Below are 22931 nucleotides of genomic sequence, written 5' to 3'. Positions count from 1 at the left end.
TAATCTAAGTAGAAGCGGCATAATTCAAAACCCCATTTATGAAATTGCCAAATCAACGAAATGGATAGATATAGCTACCAAATCTTTCTACAATAGCTCTTTCCAGACTATCTCTATGATCTGGATGAGCGATTCTCATCAATTCGTATGATCTCTGTCTCAGATTCTTTCCGTACAAATTGACGACTCCAAACTCTGTCACTACATATTGAACATGCGCTCTTGTCGTAACTACTCCAGCTCCTGGTTTTAGGAAAGGGACAATTTTTGATTCTCCTGATTTTGTGCAGGCTGTTAATGCCATAATGGGTTTTCCTCCAACGGACAGTGAAGCTCCTCTCATAAAATCCATCTGTCCACCAACTCCCGAATAATGATAGCTTCCTATCGAATCGGCACAGACTTGTCCTGTCAAATCAAGTTCAACACAGGAGTTGATCGATACTACTTTCGGGTTTTTCCTGATTACAGAAGTATCATTAACATAGGCTGCCTCATGAAAGGAGAATTCAGGGTTATCGTGGATTTCCCGGTATAATTCTGCTGAACCTGCAGTAAAAGCGGAAACTACTTTGCCGGGATGTTTTTTCTTATAGGCATTGGTGACAGCCCCCGATTTCATCAAGTTCAGGATGCCGTTGGAAAACATTTCTGTATGTACTCCCAAATCTTTATGATGATGAAGGCTATTTAAAACTGCATCAGGAATTGCACCAATGCCCATTTGAAGGGTTGATCTGTCCTCTATAATAGAAGCTATATGATTGCCAATCTGAATTTCCTTTTCCGTAATTTTTCCGAGATAGTTTACTTCAGGTAGTGGTTCGTCTACATAGATAGCTTTATCAAATTTTGAAATATGAATATGTCCATCTCCATGTGTTCGAGGCATTTGCTTATTGACTTGCGCAATAATCAATTTGGCGGTTTCAACTGCAGGTTTGGCAATATCTACTGAGGTTCCCAACGAACAAAACCCGTGTGCATCAGGCTCTGAAACCTGAATCATTGCTACATCAATTTCCAAAATTTTATTCCTAAAAAGGTGTCCGATTTCACTCAAGAAAATAGGGACATAGCCCCCCTGATCTGTATTGACGGCAGTTCTGATATTAGTTGAAACGAAAAGAGAATTCATAAAGAAACTCCCTTTACAATCGGGTTCTACCAAAGGCATAGGACCTAGCGTAGTGATTGCTACGATTTCGACATTTTTCAATTCTTTTTTTCTGTCTGCCAATGCATACAAAAGAGTGGTGGGGGTTGCTGCACTTCCGTGAATAAATACGCGTTGATGGCTTTGAACTAGCTGAACCGCATCAGCTGCTGTGGTATAGTTGATCATTTTCAATTTTTTTATTCCCCAAAGGTTTAAATTAAGATGATAAAAAAAGATGACAATTGTCAGCTAACCGCTTGATTTATCTGTTTGCCTACCAAATAATATTTTGTTTGATCACATGTTTTAAACCTAAGGCAGCCTTAAATTTGTTATATTCGCAGACTGAAAAGATCGGCTTGAATGTCGTTTCAAAGCCCAAAAAATAGAGTACATAAACCCATAAGTATGACTACCCAAGCGGAGATTTATAAGCCAAAAAATCACATTCGTATTGTCACTGCAGCCTCACTTTTTGATGGGCATGATGCAGCGATCAATATTATGAGAAGAATCATTCAATCCACTGGTTGTGAAGTGATTCATTTAGGACACAATCGCTCGGTTCAGGAGATTGTCGATTGTGCGATTCAGGAAGATGTCCAAGCTATTGCCATTACTTCCTATCAGGGAGGGCACGTAGAATTTTTTAAATACATGTATGATTTGCTTCATGAAAAAGGAGCGGGGCATATCAAACTTTTCGGAGGGGGAGGTGGAACAATCCTTCCTGAAGAGATCAAGGAATTGCATGAATATGGTATTTCCAGAATCTATGCTCCTGACGATGGAAGAGCAATGGGTCTTCAGGGAATGATCAATGACTTAGTAAAGCAATGCGACTTTCCAATTGGAGATGAGTTGCCGGAAGAATTTGCTCTGGAAAGAGATAAAAAAAATCATGTAGCCAGACTGATCTCTGCTTTTGAAAACTTCCCTGATCAATCCAAAAAATTGTTGGAAGAAGTAAGATCAAAAAGCAAGGCGTCAAAAACCCCGGTTTTGGGAATTACAGGAACTGGAGGGGCTGGAAAATCTTCCTTGGTTGATGAATTGGTCAGGAGATTTGTTTTGGATTTTGAAGACAAAACTCTCGCAATCATATCCGTAGACCCTTCCAAAAGAAAAACTGGAGGAGCTCTTTTGGGAGATAGAATCCGCATGAATGCAATTCATCATCCCAGAGTGTTTATGAGGTCTCTGGCCACCAGACAATCAAACTTAGCTCTATCTCGATATGTCCAAGATGCTGTAGATACTGTGAAAGCGGCTGGATTTGACTTGGTGATTTTAGAAACATCAGGTATTGGTCAGTCAGATACAGAAATTATCGAGCATTCAGATTTATCCCTCTACGTGATGACTCCGGAATATGGTGCCGCATCTCAATTGGAGAAGATCGATATGCTGGATTTTGCAGATATCATTGCACTGAACAAGTTTGATAAAAGAGGGGCTCTAGATGCTATTCGGGATGTGAAAAAGCAATTCAAACGCAATCACAATCTATGGGAAGCGAAAGACGAAGATTTACCTGTTTTCGGTACCATTGCTTCTCAATTCAACGATCCGGGAATGAATCAGCTTTATAAGGCAATCATTTCCAAAGTCAATGAGAAGTTTGAGTCTTTTGAAAGCAGTTCCGAATTGACATCCGGTAGTTCTGAAAAGATCTATATTATTCCACCTGCAAGGACCCGATATCTAAGCGAGATTACTGAGAACAACAGGAACTACGACAAGTGGGTAGAAGAGCAAAAAGAGATTGCTCAAAAGCTTTATTCGATTCGGAAATCAATTGACACTATTGAAGAATCCGGTGTAGAGGACAAAGACAGATTGAAAAAAGAATTAGAAGAAGTCTATACTCAAGTCGAGCTGAATTTAGATCCAAAAAATAAGAAATGGCTGGAAGAGTGGCCAGAAGAAGCCGCTAGATATCAGGAGGATTTCTATGTTTTCAAAGTAAGGGATAAGGAGATCAAGGTAAAAACTTTCCATAAATCACTTGCGGATTCAAGAATTCCGAAGGTTTCACTTCCTAAGTATGAAGCTTGGGGTGAGTTATTAAAATGGGGACTTAGAGAAAACGTACCTGGAAAATTCCCTTACACTGCTGGAGTTTTCCCTTTCAAAAGAGAAGGTGAAGATCCTACTAGAATGTTTGCGGGTGAAGGTGGGCCTGAGCGTACCAACAAGCGATTCCACTATGTTTCGAAGGATATGCCGGCCAAGCGATTGTCCACGGCTTTTGACTCCGTGACTCTTTATGGTGAGGATCCTGATTATAGACCGGATATTTATGGCAAAATTGGTAATTCTGGAGTAAATGTTTGCTGCTTGGATGATGCTAAGAAGCTCTATTCAGGATTTAATCTGGTAGACCCTTTGACTTCAGTCTCGATGACTATCAATGGCCCCGCAGCTACCATGACTGCATTTTTCATGAATGCAGCTATTGATCAGCAATGTGAGGTTTATATTAAAGCCAATGGTTTGGAAGATGAAATCAATCAGAAAATTGATGCCATTTACCAAAAGAAAGGGCTGAAAAGACCAACTTACAATGCCGAGATTCCTGAAGGCAATGATGGCTTGGGCTTGATGCTTTTGGGTGTGACCGGAGATCAGGTTTTGCCGAAAGAGGTATATGAAAAAATCAAAGCAGATACCATTTCTAAAGTAAGGGGGACTGTTCAGGCAGATATTCTCAAAGAAGATCAGGCACAAAATACCTGTATTTTCTCCACGGAGTTTTCTCTGAGGCTCATGGGTGATGTGCAGCAATATTTCATTCAAAACAAAGTCAGAAACTTTTATTCAGTTTCTATTTCTGGATATCATATTGCTGAAGCTGGAGCTAATCCTATCACGCAATTGGCATTAACGCTTTCCAATGGGTTCACGTATGTGGAATACTATGTTTCCAGAGGAATGGATGTCAATGATTTTGCCCCAAATCTATCGTTCTTCTTTTCCAATGGAATTGATCCGGAGTATGCGGTAATTGGACGAGTGGCTAGAAGAATCTGGGCCAAAGCGATGAAGCTGAAGTATGGGGCGAATGAACGCTCGCAAATGCTGAAGTATCATATTCAGACCTCTGGAAGGTCTCTACATGCACAAGAGATTGATTTCAATGATATCAGAACGACGCTACAGGCATTGTATGCGATTTATGATAACTGTAATTCCCTACATACCAATGCGTATGATGAAGCGATTACAACTCCAACTGAAGCATCAGTAAGGAGAGCAATGGCGATTCAGTTGATCATCAATAAAGAATTAGGATTAGCTAAAAATGAAAACCCATTGCAGGGCGCTTTCATTATTGAAGAATTGACTGATTTGGTGGAAGAAGCGGTTTACGTAGAGTTTGATAGAATCACAGAAAGAGGGGGAGTACTGGGAGCTATGGAGACCATGTACCAAAGAGGAAAAATTCAGGAAGAGAGCATGCATTATGAAATGCTGAAGCATACTGGAGAGTATCCGATTATTGGTGTGAATACATTCCTATCCAGTGAAGGTTCTCCAACTGTAACTCCTGGGGAAGTGATTCGAGCTACTCAAGAGGAAAAAGAAGCTCAGATTCAGACTTTGAAAAGCTTACATCAAGCTTATGAAGGCAAAGAAGAAGAGCAATTGATGTCCTTGAAGAAAGCTGCTATTCAAAACGAGAATGTATTTGAGCGATTAATGGAAGCATCTAAGTATTGTTCTTTGGGACAAATTACGAGAGCGCTTTATGAGGTTGGTGGTCAATATAGAAGAAACATGTAAGGGTAAGCCTTTCAAATAGAATAAAGATTAAGTGCTATGTCAAAAAGAAATGTAACTGTCCGAATGAAAGCGGACTATGAATACGAAGCTGTAAATCCCCAGGGAAATGTAGTTCAGATCGATATGTACGATGCCCCTACCAAAAAAGCACAATCTCCCATGGATTTGCTATTATCGGCAGTGGGTGGCTGTGCTTCTGTGGATGCAGTTTTGATGATGAAGAAAAAAAGAAGAGAGATAGTCGATTTTTCGGTGGAAGTGGAAGGAATTCGAAATGACGGAGTACCTGCATTTTATACCGATATCCACTTAAAATTCATTTTAATTTCCCCCAATGCAACAGAGGAGGAGTTTGAAAAAGTGGTTGCGCTATCCGTTGACAAATATTGTTCAGTTGCTTCTTCTTTAAAGTCCAGATTAACGTATAGTTCTGAGGTAAAGAGACCAGGATGAGAGTAGTCAAGGAATTAATCCGGGAGGAAATACGAATTAGTATTTTCTCCTGGAATAATAAGTACATCTTGAAATTTGAGTTTGGTCCCATGGAGCAGACTTTCAAGTTAAACGAGATGGATGTTTTGGAAGAAGCAGACTTGGAAAGCTTTCTGGAAGGAGATTTTTTTAAGCAAATAGTTGAAAGATTTCATGAAATGGGAAAATCATTTCGTGCTCAGTTGGAAAATCTTTAATTTCCCGCAAAGCATATGATACATGAGAGCCCCAATACTATTTTTAGTTTCTATTCTACTTCTTTTTTCGGCATGTTCTGACCTTCGGGAAAAGAAAAAGAAGGCTGATAAAGCAAGTTTACAGGAATTAGTATCTTCCTTTGAAAGCCACGCAAATGCACTTGAAAAAGAGATTGACTCGGTCTCAACTTTTTATGATTCTTTGATCAGGAACAAAGACAAAATTCTTAGAGACTTAGAGGGGTATAAGTACAAGATGAATGGGCCATTCTCTGAAGGTCTGTATGTGAAAGAGGAAAATTACAGTTCCATTATCATCTTGAATTCAACGGAAGATTATGCCAAAGCGAGGCAGGAAGTGAAATTTACCAATGGTTTGGATGAAATTTTTTCTAAGATTTATAAGCGTTATGATATCATAGCGCAGATCTATTCCAATTCAGAAAATCAAGTTTCGAGAGTTTATCCCTTTTATGATGCTGTGGGAATAGTAGACCCAAATATTAATGTCAAGGACTTTAATTTTTATTACAAAGCAGATCAAGAAAATAATCCTAGTAGGGAATATGTATGGATACCCGAACCATATATCGATCCGGCTGGGCAAGGATGGATTTTGTCACTAATCAAGCCGGTGTATGATCAAGATGAATTATTTGCTGTTTTGGGTATTGATATCACAGTAGACCATCTGATCCAAAGATTTTTGGAAGACACTAATGGGGACTATCTAATTGTAAACAAAAAAGGGGACATAGTAGCAGGAAAGTCTTCTGCTATCGAGGCATTGAGCATGCCTCCATTGAAAAACCATGTATACCGGGAAACTATCCAATCGGATAATTTCAGAATTTCTGATTTTAATCTATTCAATAGTAAAAGTAGAGAAGTTCGAAAAATGGGGCAGGCTTTCCTTTTGGAATCTAAAGATCAATTTGAATTCAAAGAGGAAAGTTACCTATCTGATGCAGTTTGCAGGGCTTTCAAAGAGATAGAGTGGTATGCCATTAAAATCAATATCAAAAGCTAATGGAAACTAATAAGCCTTACCGTATTGATTTTTGGCTAACCTTAGTCATTGGGTCACTTTTAGTCCTTTTGGTAATCACCTTGGGATTTAGCTTTTTCATGGCAATTTTTAATGCTCAATTAAATTCCAGAAAGGAATTTTTAAATAAACAAACTGAACTCGCCTCACGGGGTATTGAACTTGAGATTAGAAGATTCGAAGAAGAGTCCAAGGAATTAATCAACTATCTGGAGGATCCCAATCACGAGTTGGATGACTATGATGAAGAATTCACTTACGCGGTTAGAAGATTGTTTAATTCTTTCCCCCAATTAGTAGATACAGTTTGGGTGGATATGATGGATTCGGTTTTGGTCTTCAATAAAAATGATAGAACTGAATTTTTTCGAACACAGTCTGATAAAGGTTTCCCCTCGACTGATGAAAAGAGATTTTCCAATTTGATTTTAGGGAAAAAGGGCTTTCGTGTTCTTTATTCACTGGATTTAGTCTCCTATGCAAAGGAGTTTGTGATGAATTATTATCTCAATCCTGGCGGAGGTAAATTTTTGATTTATAATGATCGGCTTATCCCTTTAAACAGTAATTCTATTCAGATTCAAGCAAGCAAAATTGCAGATTTAGAGAATGATTTAGCTTTAGGGTTGAAGGGCTTTTATGAAGCTTCTTGGCAAAGGAATGATGAGGAGACAAGCGGTATTATTGCTCAATATCCATTTAGTTTTGTGCTTTCCAGTGAATCTGGAGCGATGGTCTTTGCCGTTCCTGCAGAAAGTTTGACTTCAGGTATTTACCAAACATATTTTTTCCTTTTTCTGGGTTTTGTTGCCTTGTTGATTTTTACTGTAGGATTTTTTGTGGTTTCTATAAAGAATAATTTAGAGTTTCAGAGAACTCAAGAAGCTAATATTCAAGAGATCAGCGAGTTATTTGATCAACAGAATTTATTGCTTCAAGAGCTCAAAGGTTTTGTTTATTTCCATGATGCCAAAGGGCAGATAACTCGCATCAGTGATGAGGTTCGGGATATTTTAGGCATGGAACCTCATGAGTTTAGATCTGCTTTCAAAGCTGAATCAAATAATGTGGAGGTTCAGAATCTCCGTGCAATTATTTTTCAGGCATTGGATGAAAAAAGGGACTTGGTTGACTTTGAGTATGATTTTATCATGCCAGATGGAAAAAGGATTAGGCTCAAAGTTTTTGAAAAATTGATTTTTGATGCTTCAGGTCAGTTCAACGGTGGAATGGGTATCTGTACAGATATCACAGATACTTATCAATCGAGAATTAAGCTGATTGAAAGTGAAAATAGGTTGAGAACTCTCATTGGCAATATCCCGGATAATATTTTTCTGTATGATAATGACAGTAGAGTTATTGATTTCCATGTTCAGGACAAAGAAGAATTGGAAGAACCCTCCCGTCAGACTTTAGGAAAGAGCCTGCAAGAATTTGTGCCACATGGTCAAACAGGGGTGGTTTTAGAGGCTTTTTATAAGGCAAGAGAAAAACGATCCATTCAGACCATCAATGTAAAATGGGAAGGCCCAAAAGGGGAGAAGCATTTTGAAATGAGATTCTTTCCTTTAGATGCTGAGAAAATGATGTCTATTTCAAAAGATATTACTACTCAGAAGATTTGGGAAAAAGGATTGGTGGATGCTATGAATGCTGCGGATCAAGCTAGCAAAGCGAAGTCGGACTTCCTTGCCAATATGAGCCATGAGATCAGAACCCCGATGAATGGATTATTGGGAATTATAGATCTCTTGGAGCAAACCAAATTGAATGCAATTCAACAGCAATATGTTGATATCATCAAAAATTCCGGAAATATGCTCTTGGGTATAATCAAGGATATTTTGGACTACTCTAAAATTGAAGCCGGAAAAGTTGAAATTTTCAATGAGGTATTTGATCCTATGCAGGAGCTTGAGAATCAGGCACAGATACTTTCAGGACTGGCAAATAAAAAAGACATAGCATTCAATTTTGAATCAGCTAGCAAACAGGACTTTTTAGCACAGGGAGATAAAGTGAAAATCAATCAGATTTTCTTGAATCTTGTGGGAAATGCGATCAAGTTTAGCCCTGAAAAAGGAAAAGTAGACGTCAGCGTAGGATTGGAGCAAATAAGCGGTGATGCTTATTTTATCAATTGTAAAATTATCGATACTGGAATAGGCATATCCGATGAGCATTTAGAGAAGTTAAGCGAACCATTTTATCAGATAGACAGCTCTGCAACCCGAAACTATCAAGGAACCGGCTTGGGACTAGCTATAGCGAAAAAGCTTATAGAGCTCTTAGGAGGAGATTTAGTTATCAGTAGTGAAAAGGGTATAGGTTCTGTATTTGAATTTTCTGTTTTGGTCAAAAAAGTAGAGAAGGATAGTCTGAAAATTGACAAGAAGGAATTGTCTTGGGCTGAGGTCAAAGAAATGGGTGAGACACACCCTCTGAAAATTCTTTTGACTGAAGATAATGACTTGAACCTACAATTGATGAAGTTAATGCTAAATCAATTGGGTTTTCAATACGAGGTTGCCAGAAATGGAGAGGAAGCTGTGGAAAAAGTAAAAGAGCAGGATTTTGATATAGTCCTGATGGATGTACAGATGCCTATAATGAATGGTCTTGAAGCTACCGATGAGATTAGAAAGCTCCCTAAGAAAAGGGATCTTGTGATTATAGGACTTTCAGCAAACGTTTTTGATGAAGACCAAATGAAAGCAATAGAGTCTGGGATGGATGATTATCTAACAAAGCCAATACGATTAGCTGTATTGGCTGAAAGATTGGAACATTATTATAAAAAAATTATAGAAAAGAGGAAAAAATAAACCCCGACTCAAGCCGGGGTCAATATTAAAAGGAAGAATTCATATCAAACTCCTCTAAATAATCTGCTACTTTTCTGACAAACATTCCTCCCAAAGATCCGTCAACAACTCTATGGTCATAGGAATGGGATAAGAACATTTTATGTCGAATGGCAATCACGTCTCCAGTAGGTGTTTCTACCACCGCAGGTTTTTTGACGATTGCACCAACGGCCATAATCGCAACTTGAGGCTGAGGAATGATAGGAGTACCCATGACATTCCCGAATGAGCCAACATTGGATACGGTATATGTGCCTCCCGAAAGGTCATCGGCAGTCAATTTGTTATTTCTTGCTCTATTGGCTAGATCGTTTACTTTTTTGGAAATACCCACCAAGTTTAACTGATCCGCATTTTTAATGATTGGAACAATCAGGTTTCCAGACGGTAATGCTACAGCCATTCCTACGTTGATATCCTTCTTCTTGATAATTCTATCTCCATCCACGGAGATATTGATCATTGGGAAATCTCTGATTGCTTTGGCGATGGCTTCAATGAAGAATGGAGTATAGGTAATAGATTCTCCGTATTTCTTTTTGTAGGCTTCTTTATTTTTCTCCCTCCATAATACGATGTTAGTCATATCAGCCTCAACAAAAGATGTTACGTGCGGAGAAATTCTCTTGGAATCCACCATACGCTGCGCAATCATCTTGCGCATTCTATCCATCTCGATAATTTCATCATTGGCCGAAACGCTCACTTGAACTTTAGGTTCAGCTATGGATGGGCTTGGAGAGGAAGCACTTGGTGCAGCTTTTCTGTTTTTTACATATTCCAACATGTCCTGCTTAGTTACTCGGCCTTCTTTGCCGGTACCAGGTATTTTGGATAGTTCAGAAGCGTCAATTCCTTCCTCTTTTGCAATGCTTTTGACAAGAGGAGAATAGAATCTATCATCTCCATCCGCTACTACTGGCTCTGGGCTTGAGATCAAGGTCTCAGTTTTCTCCGGAGCAGCGGCTACTAGTTCGTCTTTAGCCTCTTCCTTAGGCTTAGAAGCATTAGCTGGGGCGGCTTCTTCACCGGCAGTTTCAATGATGGCAATTGGAGCACCTACAGCTATTACCTCTCCCTCTTTAGCCAATATTTTTTTCAAAACACCAGCATGGGTTGCAGGTACTTCTGTATCCACCTTATCAGTGGCAACCTCCAGGACAGATTCATCCTGCTCAATAGGGTCGCCTTCTTTTTTTAACCAGGTAAGGATGGTGCCTTCTATGATACTTTCGCCCATTTTAGGCATCAGCATTTCTACACTCGCCATACTATTTTCGGTATTTAATTGGGTTTACATTCAACTTTTAAAATTAAATTTTAAAAACATTTGAAACAAACCTTTAGTATAAAATTTTATTTGTTGTATTGAGAGATACAAACTCTTAATAAATTCAAAACAGCAACCCCAGTTAATTGAATATTTAATAATCTGTCTTGGGTCAATTGTAATTTTTTTGCTTCTGAAAAGCCATCTCCGGCACAAGCTATCCAAACAGTTCCAACTGGTTTTTCATCTGTTCCACCATCAGGTCCGGCTATCCCACTAGAGGCTAAACCGAAGTCGGCATGAAATAAACTTCTTATTCCTTTTGCCATTTCATGGACAGTTTCTTCGCTCACAGCTCCAAAATTCGCTAAAGTATCCTCTTTTACTCCTAGGATATCTATTTTGTATTGGTTGTGATAAGGAACCAAAGAACCTTGAAAATAATCACTACATCCAGGGATGCTTGTTACCAAATGGGAAATATATCCTCCCGAACAGCTCTCAGCCAAAGCTAGGGTTTTCCCGGCTTTCTTCAAAAGCTTGCCGATAGCAGTTTCCAGAGTTTCTTCATTAAACCCGTATACGTACTTTTCAATTTTAGGTAATACTAGCTGGATTTGATTTTCCACTTCTTTCTGGATTTGAATCAAATCCTTGCCAAAACCTGTTAACCTCAGTTTCACATGTCCCAGCGAAGGAAGGTAAGCTAATCTGATATGCTCAGGCAACGCATTTTCCCAATCAGCTATCAAATCAGCCAACCAGCTTTCGCCAATACCGGCGGTTTTTATAACCTTGTGATAGATTACTGGCAGCTCAAACAGGCTTGGTAATTTGGGTAAAACAAAGTCATTCATGAGCCTCTTCATCTCATGAGGTACACCTGGCATGGACATCCAATAAGTTTCATTCTGATCAAACCACATGCCCGGCGCAGTTCCCACTGGATTAGGAACGTATTCACAACAGGAAGGCAAATGTCCCTGTAAGACATTCAAAGGGGTCATTTCTCGGCCTCTTCTTTTGAAAAATTCCGTAATTGCTGTGACAGCCTCTGGAACTTCAATTACAGGGCAATTGAAATACTCAGCCAATAAGGGTTTGGTCAAGTCATCCTGAGTTGGGCCTAGCCCACCTGTAATAAGCACTAAATCCGCCCTTTTTTCAGCCTCTGAAAAAGCCTTTAAAATATCATCTCTATTATCTCCGACGGTAGTTTTTCTTACCACCTTTACACCTTTTAGGTCTAATTGCTGGGAAATCCAGTGACTATTGGTGTCCATGATTTGTCCATATAGCAATTCGTCTCCTATGGCTATGATTTCTGCTTTTACTAGCTTCATTTACTTATCTGACTTTGGCTTTTGTTAGGAATTTGGCGAAAATACCAGGGAAGAACCTTTTCAGGTAAACTCCCATTGTTTCTTTTCCTCCAATCAATACTTCCCGTTTTTGTTTGGTTATAGCTTGAAAAATTTGATTAGCACACTCTTCTGGACTCATTCCGTTTGCCTGTGCATCATCCATTAAGTTTAAGGGACTTCCATCCGAAGTTAAAGCATTGACAGAAACCTGGGTTTTGATAAAGCCTGGACAGATCAAGGTAACTTGAATTTGATCCTGATGATGCTCTGCTCTCAATGTATCGAAAAAACCATGTAGAGCGTGTTTAGAGGCGGCGTAAGATGATCTAAATGGGGTGCCAAATTTCCCTACCAAACTAGTCACTACCCCAAAATGCCCCTTTTTTCGGTGGATAAAATGGGGTAAAAGGGCTTTGGTCAAAGTGATGGTCCCAAAATAATTTACTTCCATCAAGCGTCGGTCTACATCTAAAGCTGTCTCGTGAATAAGAGAGCGCTGACTGATTCCTCCATTATGTAAAAGCACATCAACATGACCAAAAAGTCCAATTGCCTTTTGTACCAATTCATCCACATTTCCTAGTTCAGCAAGATCTAGAGGAAGTATTTGACTGTTTTCCGGGTAGTTAAGGGAGCTTTGAACTCTGGTCAACTCTTTTTTATTTCTGGCAGATAGGATAACTCGATACCCTTCTTGATTGAATTTTTTACAGCAGGCCTCGCCGATTCCTGAGGATGCACCGGTTATCCAAATCACTTTGTTTTCACTCATAGTGACTCTTTTTTTCGTAATCTACAAAGGAAAAAGCATAAGCATGCTTTTCATCTGCCGGATGGAATTCTCTGAAAGTTTCCTTCCAGTTACTCTTATCGAATTCAGGGAAAAAAGTATCTCCTTCAGGTGAGGCTTCTACTTCAGTCAAAAGCATCTTATCAGCCATTTTTAGTGTCTGTGTATAAATCTCTCCACCTCCAATGACAAAGAGCTTATCTAAATCCAGTTTCTTGCAGAAAGTAAATGCTTTCTCAAAGCTTGTGAACTGATAATGTCCCTCGGGTACTTGGTAATTTGGGTCACGGGTAATTACTAGATGCGTTCTATTGGGCAATGGTTTTCCCAAGGACTCAAAGGTTTTACGTCCCATCAAAAGGTAATTGCCGGTGGTGATGGCTTTGAACCTTTTAAAATCAGCAGGTAGTTTCCAAAGCAATTCATTGTCTTTGCCCAAAACTCTATTTTTCCCTATTGCGGCTATTAATATTAATTCCATAAAAGATTACTTGACCGATTTAAAACGTTTTAGCCTTATTGACTCCTATTCAAATTTATATCCTCTTAGAAAGTCCTCGACTTTCATTCGTTTTTTTCCTTCAATTTGTAGCTCCAGTATGCCCAGTTGTCCTTTTGAAGTTCCTATTCTCAAATAAGTTTTTCCGTCGGTATAAAGCTTCCCAGGTTCAGAATTACTTGAAGAGGACAGCAACTCCGTTTGATAGATTTTGCAAAATTTACCATCTAACTCTGTCCAAGCTGCAGGGTAGGGAGAAAGTCCCCTTACCAGGTTGTGAATGTCTTCCGCCGTATTTTCCCAATTTATTTTGCAGGTTTCCTTGAAAATTTTCGGAGCATGATGAATGGCTTTACTTTCATCTTGTGGTAGAGCTTTCACTTCATCTTTAGCAATATCTTCGACAGTTTTTAGAACTAAGTCAGAGCCTATATTCATCAACTTTTCGTACACATCTCCCAAGTTTTCTTCCGGAAGAATTGGGACCTTTTCTTGATAAATTATGCTCCCGGTATCGATCTCGTGTTTGAGAAAAAAAGTAGTGACTCCCGTTTCGGTTTCTCCGTTGATAATGGCCCAGTTGATAGGAGCTGCCCCACGATAATTTGGAAGTAATGAGGCATGAAGGTTAAAAGTGCCTAAGGGGGGCATACTCCAAACTGATTCAGGCAACATTCTAAAAGCCACCACAATTTGAAGGTCAGCTTTCAAGCTTTTTAGTTCTTCCTGAAACTCCTCACTTTTGAGATTTTTTGGTTGTAGTATATTCAAGCCAAGTTTTTCTGCAGCTTGCTTAACAGGTGAGCCTACCAGCTTTTGCCCACGTCCTTGAGGTTTATCAGGAGCTGTAATTACACCTACGACATTCCAACCTGCTTCTACTAATTTTTCCAATGCTGGCACCGCAAATTCAGGAGTGCCCATGTATACTATTCTAAGATTTTTATTACTCATGAAGTTGGTTTGTACATTCTAAATTATGGGATCACTTATACAGTAAGTAGTTAAGCCTAAGTTTGTTGAAACTCTCCAGCTCTGATTGCCATGAGGCCTCTATTTCAGATGCTGATTTGCCGGCTAGAATCATTTTTTTGATTTGATCTGTACCTGCTAAAGTATTGAAATAGTTATTGAAGAATTTTTCCTTCATTCCAGACTTTTGGTATGCTTCAACGAGATATTCCAAGGTAAATCGATGGTCCAAAGATTCTTTTCGCAAGTCTCTACCATAGCATAACTTATCCTGATGGGGAGGGGTTTTGGACATTCCATCAATACTCACTGGCGTAAAGGTAAATTCTCCGAATTTGGAATCGGGATATCCATAAACCTGAAATGGAAAATAAGTTCCTCGGCCCAATGAGACCACTGTACCTTCAAAGAAACAGGTGCTAGGATATAATTTTACAGACAGGTCGTTGGGAAGGTTGGGAGAGGGCTTGACTGGTAAACTGTAAATACTAGAATGGCTCCAACCATTCATAGGGATGACCTTGATTTGACAGGTTAATCCACCTTTCAACCATTTTTCCCCATTGATCATCTGCGCTAATTCTCCTACAGTAAGCCCATGAACAACAGGAATCGGATGCATTCCCACAAAGCTTTCAAAGCCTTTTTTCAAAACTGGGCCGGCCACATAATTTCCATTTGGGTTAGGCCTGTCAAATATGATAACTTCTTTACCATTTTCAGCCGCTGCCTCCATGATGTAATGCATAGTAGAGATATAGGTATAAAACCTGACTCCAACATCCTGCAAATCAAAAATGATTACATCCAGATCTTTAATTTGATCAGCCGAAGGCTTTTTATTATTTCCATAAAGAGAAATAATTGGGAGCCCTGTTTTTTGGTCCACACTATTGTCTACTTTCTCCCCTGCATCTGCAGTACCTCTAAATCCATGTTCAGGGACAAAAACCTTCTTTAGATTTACGTTTTGACTCAAGAGGTAATCTACGATATGTTGATTGGAGGATTGAGGCATGATAGAAGTCTGATTGGCCACGATCCCTACTTTTTTCCCCTGAAGATGAGTGAGATATAGGTCTGGCCTTTCGGAGCCCATCAAAATCTGTCCAAATGATTGGTTGGGTGAAAAAGGGAAAAGGAAACAAATACTTGTCAAAAAAAGTATGAGAAATAAGTTTTTCGTGTGCTTCATGCTATTTTGCGCTGTGTTTAGACAAATTAAATCACTCCATTGAACCTTTCCTATTTCATTGCTAAAAGAATCAGTTTTCGCCGTGCAGGCGGCTTCTCTGCAACCATTCATGGGATAGCAGTGGGAAGTTTGGCATTGGGGGTGGCTGTTTCCATCCTTGCCTTTATGGTTTTGGGAGGGTTCCAAAAAACTGTCGCTGATAAGGTTTATGGCTTTACAGGCCATTATCAGGTACAACGTTTTACCATGAGCAATGCTTTTGAGGAGGCTCCTTTTTCACTGGAAAGTGATTTTGCAAAGAATTATCATAATCTGGACTTCGTAGAGAGAATTCAGTCCTTTGCTCATAAGGCAGCACTCATTAAAGGCGATCAGGAAGTAGAAGGGATTTTGATGAAAGGAGTGGGACAAGACTTTGATACACTCACTTTTAAAAAGTATTTGGTATCTGGAAGGCTTATCAAAATTCCTGAAGAAGGAACTTCCAATGAAGTAATGCTTAGCCGTCTGATTGCCAATAGATTGCTTTTAAATGTAGGCGATAAAATCATCCTCTATTTTGTGCAAGATCCACCACGATATAGAAGGGTAGAGGTAGTTGGAATTTATGAGACTTTTCTGGAAAATTTTGATGAAAAAATTGTAATCGGTGAGCTTCAGACGATTAGAAATTTGAATGGCTGGAAGCCTGAGCAGGTTGGTGGTTTGGAAGTATTTGTTAAAGAGCAACCCAATTCTCAACAAGTATCTGAGATGGAAAATATCCTGGATTTGGATTTAAAATTGATCAATTCTCAAGATAAGTACCTAGAGATTTTTGACTGGCTTAAGTTACTGGATACCAATGTATATGTCTTTATCACTTTAATTGGTTTTGTAGCTGTTTTCAATATGGGAGCCATTCTCTTTATTCTCATTATGGAAAGAACTCAGATGATTGGTTTGCTGAAAGCCCTGGGTGCTAAAAATGCGCAGATTAGAAGAATATTTTTCTGGAATGGAATTCGCATTTTGGGAAGAGGCCTACTGATCGGAAATGCGGTTGGCTTGGGTGTAGGTTTTCTTCAATCCACTTTCAACTTGATTCCTTTAGATGCGGAAAGTTATTATATGAGTTATGTGCCTATTGACTGGAATTGGCCTGTTTTTATAGCCATCAATTTGGGCATTACTATTTTGACAGCTGCAGTTTTATGGATTCCTGTTATTGTGATTTCTCGGGTAAATCCAATCCAGTCAATACGTTTTGATTAAGGCGGTAAGGAGAAAAAATACTTTTGATTTTCATCCAAATTACTCCAAAAACGGCTTCCTGGAATATTCCAGAGCTCATTTTTGAAGTGCCTTTAGTTCTGTCAGTAAATATGATCGGAACCTCCTTAATCTTAAATCCTAGCTTCCAGGCAGTGAATTTCATTTCAATTTGGAATGCATAACCAATAAATCTGATTTCATCCAAATTGATTCCTGCTAGAACGGACCTATGATAACATTTAAAGCCTGCAGTGGCATCTTTGATAGGTAACCCAGTGATGAATTTCACATAAACTGAAGCAAAATAAGACATCAATACTCTTCCGATTGGCCAGTTGACTACATTCACACCTGTGATATATCGAGAACCTATACACAGGTCGAATCCTTGTACCGCGCAAGCTTCATAAAGTCGAATCAAATCTTTGGGATTGTGAGAAAAATCTGCATCCATTTCAAAAATGTAGTCGTAGCCATTTTTCAAAGCCCATTTGAATCCAGTGATATAGGCTGTGCCTAATCCCAGCTTTCCTTTTCGTTCAATCAAATGTAGTCTTTCTGGAAATGAGGCCTGAAGACTTTTCACTGCCTCAGCTGTTCCGTCAGGTGATTGATCGTCTATGATTAAAAGTTCAAAATCTCCCTCCAAATCCATGACCTTCGAAATCATTGCAGGAATGTTTTCGATTTCATTGTAGGTGGGGATGATGACTAATTTTTGGTGCTTCATTTTTTCCGAAAATCAAAAGTAAGGTTTACTAACGGTTTTTGAAGAATGGTATTTACAAATTTTCCTAAAAGACTACTTTTGCCAAAAAATAAGATATGAATCAGTCTGTTGCTATAGTCAGTTATTTTTCCACCGGAGCTTACGATACAAATACCGTCAATGAAGACGAGATTTTGTCTGGAATATTAAATGATTTGGGGGTTCCCAATCGGATAGTTGCCTGGTCTGATCCAAGTGTAAACTGGGAAGATTTTTCATTCCTACTGATTAAATCTGTTTGGGACTATTTTGACTATTATCCTGAATTTCTCAATTGGATTGAAAAAATTAAGGAATTGGGAATTCCTGTTTTAAACGATTTGGATACCATTCGATGGAACAGTAATAAGGCCTATTTGCTGGAAATCGAAGAAAGAGGCTTTCCGGTAATTGCGGGAAAGCTACTGGAGAAAGGGAGTAAAGCTTCATTAACTGAAATTCAAAAAGCAATGTCTTCGGATATTGTAGTCGTTAAACCATTGATCAGTGGTGGTGCGAAAAACACCTTGAAAATTCCCCTGAAAGATTGGGAGAATTACAGTGAAAAAGTAGATCACTTACTTGAAAATGAGTCTTTTTTGGTTCAACCATTTATCAAGGAAGTGGCTGAAGTGGGAGAGTATTCCATGATATTTTTCAATGGAAAATTGTCTCATGCTGTTTTGAAAACTCCAGCAAAAGAAGATTTCCGTGTACAGCATTATTTCGGGGGAACAATTCAAGTAATAGAGCCGAGTCCCGAGATGTTGGAATCGGGCAAATCATTTGTAAGAGAATTTGCTTCGAATTCACTTTACGCCCGAGTAGATGGTGTGATGGTAGAAGGTAAATTTCACCTGATGGAGTTAGAGCTTATCGAGCCTTATTTATTCTTAGCTCTTACACCTCAAGCCATACCAAATTACATTCAAGCCTTGAGCGAAAGGTTGCTTTAAGAACAAATATCTAAATTACTTTGGGCATAATCTGAGCCTTTTCTGGCTGCTTGCTGTATATAAATACATCCATCAGAATTACCCATTTTAGCCATACAGATTCCCTTTTTTGCGAGGGCTTCTGTGTGGTTAGGATTAAACTTTAAAACTTGTTCAAAGTCCTCTAGGGCATATTCCAAGTAACCTAAATGGAGGTATGCAAAACCTCTGTTGTACACAGCCACGGCGTTGTTCGGTTCTTTTTGAACGTAAGTATTAAAGGAAGCCGCACAGCCTAATGGGTCACCTATATAGGCTCGGGCCATTCCTTGATAAAAATAGAGCTTGGCATCCTTTGGATTGATTTCTTTTGCTCTGTCAAAGAATTTATTGGCTGTTTTGTAATCTTCGGTCATCATTAGAGCCCTGCCCACCAAATAAAGGATTTCGTAATCAACCGGATCCAGCTTAGCTGCTTTTAAAAGTGCTAATTCTGCATCCTTATACTTTTCCTGTTCAAATAAAATCTTCCCAATTCCTGCAAAAGCTTGAGCATAATCAGGTTTGATAGATATTATTCGTTCATAGTCTTGAATCGCTTCATCTGTCTTGTCCAACTCCTCATAGGACCTGGCTCTTAGATGCAAAGCTTTAATATCAGTGATATGCAAGAAAAGATATTTATTCAGTTCCGAAATGGCTTCCTCATATTGTTTTTTGTAAAACAGCTGCTCTGCCTGAAAAAGATCTGAGGAACAAGATGAAAGAATCAGGAGCAAAAATAGAACAGTTGGTTTATGTATTTTTCGTAGCATACCTAAATAAACAAAAAATAAAGGGTTAAAAAACAATTCAATAAAAATTATTTTTCAACCCTTTGAGAATGTTGAGCTTGTAAGCCTACAAAACCCCTTTAGTACTTGGTAATTGATTGATATTTCTAGGATCTCTTGTCACCGCCATTTTGATAGCTCGGGCCAATCCTTTGAAAATTGCCTCAATTTTATGGTGCTCATTATCTCCTTCAACCTTGATGTTCAGATTACACTTAGAGGTATCTGAAAATGATTTGAAGAAATGATAAAAGAGCTCTGTCGGCATGTCTCCGACCTTTTCTCTTTTGAATTCCGCATCCCAAACTATCCAAGGTCTTCCACCAAAATCAATGGCCACCTGAGCCAAAGCATCATCCATAGGTAAAAGAAAGCCATATCGATAAATGCCTTTTTTATCGCCCAAAGCCTTTAAATAAGCTTCGCCTAAAGCTAAAGCCGTATCTTCTATGGTATGATGTTCATCGATGTGAAGATCTCCTTTCACCTTGATTTCTAAGTCCGTGGATCCATGTTTTCCGAGTTGCTCCAGCATGTGATCAAAGAAGTGAAGGCCAGTGGAGATATCGCATTTTCCGCTGCCATCTAAATTCAGGCGAATCAAAATATCTGTTTCTGAAGTCTTCCTTTTTACTTCAGCGGACCTAGATGGCATTTTCAGGAATTCATAGATTTCATCCCAATTTTCCGTGCTTAAGGCTGCTTTTTCCTGCTCTTTTCCAATGAAAATAGCTTTAGCTCCTAGGTTTTCCGCCAATAGAACATCAGTCAATCGATCCCCAATTACATAAGAGTTAGCCAGATCGTATTCCTCAGAAAAATATTCGGTTAATAGGCCTGTTCGAGGCTTTCGGGTTGGAGCATTCTCATGCTCAAATGTCTTGTCAATATGAATGGCCTTGAAGAAAATATTTTCCTGCTCTAAAGTCTTCAACATTTTAAATTGAGCAGGCCAAAAGTCCTTTTCTGGAAATGAATCGGTGCCCAATCCATCTTGGTTGGTCACCATAACCAATTCGTAATCAGTCTCCTCTGCTATTTTTCTTAAGTTTGAGATCGCTTTGGGAATAAATTCTAATTTCTCTAAACTATCTACCTGAAAATCAGTAGGTGGCTCCTTGATGATGGTTCCATCACGATCTATAAACAATACTTTCTTTTTCATAAGTAAATTAATCTAATATGGCTTTCAAGGCCTTGATAAAGGCTTGGTTTTCATCCCTGGTTCCAACTGAAATCCGTAGGCAATTCTCACAAAGTTGAACCTTTGCGCGATTCCTCACAATTATTTTATTTTCGATCAATTGCTCGTACACCTGATTGGCTGCAGGCACTTTTACAAGAAGGAAGTTTGCTTGAGAGGGATGGATTTTTTGAACTGCATCAATTTCCAATAAGTGCTTTTCAAGAAAGTCCCTTTCATCTAATATTTTTTGGATCATGGATTCTACCTTCTCCTGCTTATCAATTGCTGCAAGGACAGTTTCCTGAGTCAGTCCTGAAATATTATAAGGAGGCTTTATTCTGTTTAGGATTTTGATGAGTTCCTCAGAAGCGAATGCCATTCCAAGTCTTAAAGAGGCTAAACCCCATGCCTTGGAAAATGTCTGCATGACCAGGAGGTTCGGGAAATCCTTCAAATGATTGGTAAAACTCGGTTCATCATTGAAGTCAATATAAGCCTCGTCCACTACAACCAAGCCCTTGAAGTGCTTAAGAAGCAGCAGTACATCTGACCTTTTTACCTTATTACCACTTGGATTATTCGGGCTACAGACAAAAATTATTTTCGTTTTATTATTGATAGCTTCGAAAATCAAATCAGTCTGCAACTGGAAGTCAGCCGTTAGGGGTACTTTTTTAACTGCTACATCATTAATTGAAGCGCTAACTTCATACATTCCATAGGTAGGGGGCAAAAGTATTACATTGTCCACTCCGGGATTACAAAAGGCCCTAAAAAGCAAATCAATAGCTTCATCTGACCCATTTCCCAAGAAAATCTGACTTGGTTTTACATCTTTAATAGCAGCTATCTTCTCTTTCAGTTCAGATTGGTAGGGGTCTGGATATCGATTGAAATCCTGATCCGTTATAGACCCGTAAGGATTTTCATTCGCATCCAAAAAGACTCCTTCCTTGCCTGTATACTCGTCACGAGCCGAAGTGTAAGGCTGTAAATTTACAATATGCGGCCTTAAAAGTGAGTTTAAGTCAAAACTCATAGTTTATTCTTTTTCAAATAGTTAAGACGAATAGTTACGGCATTTTTGTGAGCATCAAGCAACTCATTAGCAGCCATAATCTCTACTGTAGGCCCAAGGTTTTTTAATCCTTCTTCGGTAATCTTTTGATAGGTTATTTTTTTCACAAAACTATCTAAGGAGACACCGCTGTAGTTTTTGGCATAGCCATAGGTAGGCAGTGTGTGGTTGGTGCCACTGGCATAATCACCTGCGGATTCTGGTGTGTAATTCCCAATAAATACAGATCCTGCATTGATAATTCCTGCAACTACTTCTTCTTCATTTTCAACAGCAATGATCAAATGCTCAGGAGCGTAGGCATTAATTAAGGCCAATGCACTTTCCTGATCTTCTAAGACTACTGCAACCGAATTATTGAGAGCTTTTTTAGCAATATCTTTTCGGGACAAGTCTCGCAACTGAGAGTCAACTTCCTTCAAGACTTTTTTGGCAAACTTCTCGGAATGAGTTACCAAAACTACCTGAGAATCTACGCCGTGCTCAGCCTGAGATAGTAAATCAGCTGCAACAAAGGCTGGGATAGCCGATTCGTCAGCATAAACCAATACTTCAGAAGGGCCGGCAGGCATATCTATGGCAACTCCGTATTTGGTAGCCAATTGTTTGGCTGCGGTAACAAATTGATTTCCTGGACCAAATATTTTATCAACAGCCGGTACTGATTCTGTACCAAAAGTTAAGGCAGCAATCGCTTGAGCTCCGCCTACCTTTACAATTTTATCAATACCTATCAGTTCGGCGGTAAAGAGTATAGCTGGATGCACTTTTCCTTCTCGATTAGGAGGGGTACACAATACTATTTCTTTACAGCCAGCTAATTTAGCAGGTACTCCCAGCATGAGAACTGTACTAAAAAGGGGGGCTGTTCCTCCCGGGATATATAGGCCAACTTTTTGAATAGGTACGCTTTTTCTTTTACAAATCACGCCTGGCATTACTTCCTCTACTAACTCAGGGCTGAATTGGGCCGCATGAAAGCGTTCAATATTGGCTTTTGCGGTTTGTATAGCCTCTCTGAGCTCTGGCGCCAAGGCAGCAGCAGCTGCTTTTATTTCTGTATCATCTACCAATAAAGAATCCAGATCAACATGATCGTATTCATGTGCGAACTTATAGAGAGATTTGTCTCCACTACGTTTTACCTTTCTTAGGATAGGCTTGACGATTTTATTGATTTCTTTGGTTTTAAAAACCGGTCTGGCAAGTTCTTTTTTCCAAGAAGATGGACCAGGATTGACCAATATTTTCATGT

19 protein-coding genes are annotated in these 22931 nt (G+C 39.1%); 7 read left to right on the top strand and 12 right to left on the bottom strand.

What is annotated here, in order from left to right; all coding sequences use genetic code 11:
* Positions 1–52: 52 nt before the first annotated feature.
* The gene (locus GYM62_RS07930; protein WP_219959013.1) at positions 53–1345 is read right to left on the bottom strand and encodes an acetyl-CoA hydrolase/transferase family protein; all 1293 of its coding nucleotides are present in this window, start codon (positions 1343–1345) and stop codon (positions 53–55) included.
* A 222-nt stretch (positions 1346–1567) separates the two neighbouring features.
* Here GYM62_RS07930 and GYM62_RS07925 point away from each other — a divergent pair, with 222 nt between their 5' ends.
* The 5 genes from GYM62_RS07925 to GYM62_RS07905 are packed head-to-tail and all read left to right on the top strand — an operon-like array spanning position 1568 to position 9510.
* A complete protein-coding gene (locus GYM62_RS07925; protein WP_219959012.1) occupies positions 1568–4945 on the top strand; it encodes a methylmalonyl-CoA mutase family protein in 3378 nt (1125 codons plus the stop codon).
* 36 nt (positions 4946–4981) lie between these two features.
* On the top strand, positions 4982–5398 hold the full coding sequence (locus GYM62_RS07920; RefSeq protein ID WP_219959011.1) for an OsmC family protein: 417 nt from the start codon (positions 4982–4984) through the stop codon (positions 5396–5398).
* A complete protein-coding gene (locus tag GYM62_RS07915; RefSeq protein WP_091650345.1) occupies positions 5395–5634 on the top strand; it encodes a hypothetical protein in 240 nt (79 codons plus the stop codon). The genes GYM62_RS07920 and GYM62_RS07915 overlap by 4 nt, the downstream gene beginning before the upstream one ends.
* A gap of 22 nt (positions 5635–5656) precedes the next feature.
* The gene (locus GYM62_RS07910) at positions 5657–6664 is read left to right on the top strand and encodes a cache domain-containing protein (protein ID WP_144602464.1); all 1008 of its coding nucleotides are present in this window, start codon (positions 5657–5659) and stop codon (positions 6662–6664) included.
* Positions 6664–9510: a PAS domain-containing hybrid sensor histidine kinase/response regulator gene (locus tag GYM62_RS07905; protein WP_219959010.1), complete on the top strand. Its 2847-nt coding sequence runs from the start codon at positions 6664–6666 to the stop codon at positions 9508–9510. The genes GYM62_RS07910 and GYM62_RS07905 overlap by 1 nt, the downstream gene beginning before the upstream one ends.
* Positions 9511–9535: 25 nt before the next feature.
* On the opposite strand, the gene GYM62_RS07900 is transcribed toward GYM62_RS07905, so the two are convergent.
* The 6 genes from GYM62_RS07900 to GYM62_RS07875 all read right to left on the bottom strand — a co-directional run bounded on the left by GYM62_RS07900 (position 9536) and on the right by GYM62_RS07875 (position 15642).
* Positions 9536–10822 carry a dihydrolipoamide acetyltransferase family protein gene (locus GYM62_RS07900; protein WP_219959009.1) on the bottom strand — a complete coding sequence of 429 codons (1287 nt, stop codon included), beginning with the start codon at positions 10820–10822 and terminating at the stop codon, positions 9536–9538.
* Positions 10823–10908: 86 nt separating this feature from the next.
* Positions 10909–12165: a competence/damage-inducible protein A gene (locus GYM62_RS07895; RefSeq protein WP_219959008.1), complete on the bottom strand. Its 1257-nt coding sequence runs from the start codon at positions 12163–12165 to the stop codon at positions 10909–10911.
* A 4-nt stretch (positions 12166–12169) separates the two neighbouring features.
* On the bottom strand, positions 12170–12958 hold the full coding sequence (locus GYM62_RS07890; protein ID WP_091650362.1) for an SDR family oxidoreductase: 789 nt from the start codon (positions 12956–12958) through the stop codon (positions 12170–12172).
* Positions 12951–13457: a dihydrofolate reductase gene (locus GYM62_RS07885; protein WP_219959007.1), complete on the bottom strand. Its 507-nt coding sequence runs from the start codon at positions 13455–13457 to the stop codon at positions 12951–12953. The genes GYM62_RS07890 and GYM62_RS07885 overlap by 8 nt, the downstream gene beginning before the upstream one ends.
* A 45-nt stretch (positions 13458–13502) precedes the next feature.
* Positions 13503–14429 carry a methionyl-tRNA formyltransferase gene (fmt, locus tag GYM62_RS07880; RefSeq protein WP_217643087.1) on the bottom strand — a complete coding sequence of 309 codons (927 nt, stop codon included), beginning with the start codon at positions 14427–14429 and terminating at the stop codon, positions 13503–13505.
* A gap of 31 nt (positions 14430–14460) precedes the next feature.
* Positions 14461–15642 carry an exo-beta-N-acetylmuramidase NamZ domain-containing protein gene (locus GYM62_RS07875; RefSeq protein ID WP_219959006.1) on the bottom strand — a complete coding sequence of 394 codons (1182 nt, stop codon included), beginning with the start codon at positions 15640–15642 and terminating at the stop codon, positions 14461–14463.
* Positions 15643–15681: 39 nt separating this feature from the next.
* Between GYM62_RS07875 and GYM62_RS07870 the strand changes: the two genes are divergently transcribed.
* Positions 15682–16896 carry an FtsX-like permease family protein gene (locus GYM62_RS07870; protein WP_219959005.1) on the top strand — a complete coding sequence of 405 codons (1215 nt, stop codon included), beginning with the start codon at positions 15682–15684 and terminating at the stop codon, positions 16894–16896.
* Here the strand turns inward: GYM62_RS07870 and GYM62_RS07865 are convergent.
* Positions 16847–17626, bottom strand: coding sequence for a polyprenol monophosphomannose synthase (locus GYM62_RS07865; protein WP_219959004.1), 780 nt, complete (start codon positions 17624–17626; stop codon positions 16847–16849). The two genes, GYM62_RS07870 and GYM62_RS07865, sit on opposite strands and share 50 nt — an antisense overlap.
* A 95-nt stretch (positions 17627–17721) precedes the next feature.
* On the opposite strand from GYM62_RS07865, the gene GYM62_RS07860 reads away from it, so the two are divergent.
* The gene (locus GYM62_RS07860; protein WP_219959003.1) at positions 17722–18600 is read left to right on the top strand and encodes a RimK family alpha-L-glutamate ligase; all 879 of its coding nucleotides are present in this window, start codon (positions 17722–17724) and stop codon (positions 18598–18600) included.
* Here the strand turns inward: GYM62_RS07860 and GYM62_RS07855 are convergent.
* The 4 genes from GYM62_RS07855 to hisD all read right to left on the bottom strand — a co-directional run bounded on the left by GYM62_RS07855 (position 18597) and on the right by hisD (position 22929).
* Positions 18597–19394 (bottom strand): tetratricopeptide repeat protein, encoded by a 798-nt coding sequence (locus GYM62_RS07855; RefSeq protein WP_091650379.1) that lies wholly within the window; start codon positions 19392–19394, stop codon positions 18597–18599. The two genes, GYM62_RS07860 and GYM62_RS07855, sit on opposite strands and share 4 nt — an antisense overlap.
* Positions 19395–19479: 85 nt before the next feature.
* Positions 19480–20577 (bottom strand): bifunctional histidinol-phosphatase/imidazoleglycerol-phosphate dehydratase HisB, encoded by a 1098-nt coding sequence (gene hisB, locus GYM62_RS07850; RefSeq protein WP_219959002.1) that lies wholly within the window; start codon positions 20575–20577, stop codon positions 19480–19482.
* 7 nt (positions 20578–20584) lie between these two features.
* Positions 20585–21637: a histidinol-phosphate transaminase gene (gene hisC, locus GYM62_RS07845; protein WP_219959001.1), complete on the bottom strand. Its 1053-nt coding sequence runs from the start codon at positions 21635–21637 to the stop codon at positions 20585–20587.
* Complete coding sequence (gene hisD, locus GYM62_RS07840) at positions 21634–22929, bottom strand: histidinol dehydrogenase (protein WP_219959000.1); 1296 nt, start codon at positions 22927–22929, stop codon at positions 21634–21636. The genes hisC and hisD overlap by 4 nt, the downstream gene beginning before the upstream one ends.
* Between the last annotated feature and the right edge of the window lie 2 nt (positions 22930–22931).

Origin of the sequence: Algoriphagus sp. NBT04N3, assembly GCF_019443765.1 — a bacterium.
Classification (GTDB): domain Bacteria; phylum Bacteroidota; class Bacteroidia; order Cytophagales; family Cyclobacteriaceae; genus Algoriphagus; species Algoriphagus ornithinivorans.
The sequence above is the reverse complement of the archived record's forward strand: the minus strand, read 5'-3'. Positions and strand labels throughout refer to the sequence as shown.

Excerpts from the sequence above, each read along its gene's own strand:
- GYM62_RS07855 (WP_091650379.1), bottom strand. The coding sequence starts at position 19,394 with ATGCTACGAAAAATACATAAACCAACTGTTCTATTTTTGCTCCTGATT.
- GYM62_RS07865 (WP_219959004.1), bottom strand. The coding sequence starts at position 17,626 with ATGAAGCACCAAAAATTAGTCATCATCCCCACCTACAATGAAATCGAA.
- GYM62_RS07910 (WP_144602464.1), top strand. The coding sequence starts at position 5,657 with ATGAGAGCCCCAATACTATTTTTAGTTTCTATTCTACTTCTTTTTTCG.
- GYM62_RS07925 (WP_219959012.1), top strand. The coding sequence starts at position 1,568 with ATGACTACCCAAGCGGAGATTTATAAGCCAAAAAATCACATTCGTATT.
- GYM62_RS07920 (WP_219959011.1), top strand. The coding sequence starts at position 4,982 with ATGTCAAAAAGAAATGTAACTGTCCGAATGAAAGCGGACTATGAATAC.
- GYM62_RS07905 (WP_219959010.1), top strand. The coding sequence starts at position 6,664 with ATGGAAACTAATAAGCCTTACCGTATTGATTTTTGGCTAACCTTAGTC.
- fmt (WP_217643087.1), bottom strand. The coding sequence starts at position 14,429 with ATGAGTAATAAAAATCTTAGAATAGTATACATGGGCACTCCTGAATTT.
- GYM62_RS07875 (WP_219959006.1), bottom strand. The coding sequence starts at position 15,642 with ATGAAGCACACGAAAAACTTATTTCTCATACTTTTTTTGACAAGTATT.
- GYM62_RS07900 (WP_219959009.1), bottom strand. The coding sequence starts at position 10,822 with ATGGCGAGTGTAGAAATGCTGATGCCTAAAATGGGCGAAAGTATCATA.
- GYM62_RS07930 (WP_219959013.1), bottom strand. The coding sequence starts at position 1,345 with ATGATCAACTATACCACAGCAGCTGATGCGGTTCAGCTAGTTCAAAGC.
- GYM62_RS07890 (WP_091650362.1), bottom strand. The coding sequence starts at position 12,958 with ATGAGTGAAAACAAAGTGATTTGGATAACCGGTGCATCCTCAGGAATC.
- GYM62_RS07885 (WP_219959007.1), bottom strand. The coding sequence starts at position 13,457 with ATGGAATTAATATTAATAGCCGCAATAGGGAAAAATAGAGTTTTGGGC.
- hisB (WP_219959002.1), bottom strand. The coding sequence starts at position 20,577 with ATGAAAAAGAAAGTATTGTTTATAGATCGTGATGGAACCATCATCAAG.
- hisC (WP_219959001.1), bottom strand. The coding sequence starts at position 21,637 with ATGAGTTTTGACTTAAACTCACTTTTAAGGCCGCATATTGTAAATTTA.
- GYM62_RS07860 (WP_219959003.1), top strand. The coding sequence starts at position 17,722 with ATGAATCAGTCTGTTGCTATAGTCAGTTATTTTTCCACCGGAGCTTAC.
- GYM62_RS07895 (WP_219959008.1), bottom strand. The coding sequence starts at position 12,165 with ATGAAGCTAGTAAAAGCAGAAATCATAGCCATAGGAGACGAATTGCTA.
- hisD (WP_219959000.1), bottom strand. The coding sequence starts at position 22,929 with ATGAAAATATTGGTCAATCCTGGTCCATCTTCTTGGAAAAAAGAACTT.
- GYM62_RS07915 (WP_091650345.1), top strand. The coding sequence starts at position 5,395 with ATGAGAGTAGTCAAGGAATTAATCCGGGAGGAAATACGAATTAGTATT.